The sequence below is a fragment of the Escherichia sp. KCJ4928 genome (assembly GCF_004352695.1).
Lineage (GTDB): Bacteria > Pseudomonadota > Gammaproteobacteria > Enterobacterales > Enterobacteriaceae > ECMA0423.
The window spans coordinates 1-255 of record NZ_SJWV01000858.1; the positions used below are offsets into that span (position 1 = coordinate 1).

The 255-nt window shown below is 57.3% G+C and carries 1 protein-coding gene; it reads right to left on the reverse strand.

Annotated elements, in window-relative coordinates:
• The coding region (gene pilO2, locus E0D98_RS27105) for a type 4b pilus protein PilO2 (RefSeq protein ID WP_165941099.1) at positions 1–255 on the reverse strand (255 nt) is incomplete at both ends.

Sequence of the window (255 nt, forward strand, 5' to 3'; positions counted from 1 at the left end):
CTTCCGGCATCACAATAAACGGTCGGCTGTCTGTCATATCACTGATGCGCCGGATGAAGTCAGTCACTGTCGCGCCCGCAGTATTGGTGTACGATGCGCGAAGATTGCCGCTGCCACCGTCAGTCGAGCATTCTGCCAGCGAATAACGCCATCCGGCAGCAGACAGTGGCAGTGAAGTCCATATATCAGCACATCCCCGGATGAACGCGTCTGTTTCAGGGAGTCCGGGCCAGGGGGGAGTGATTCGTTCCTCTG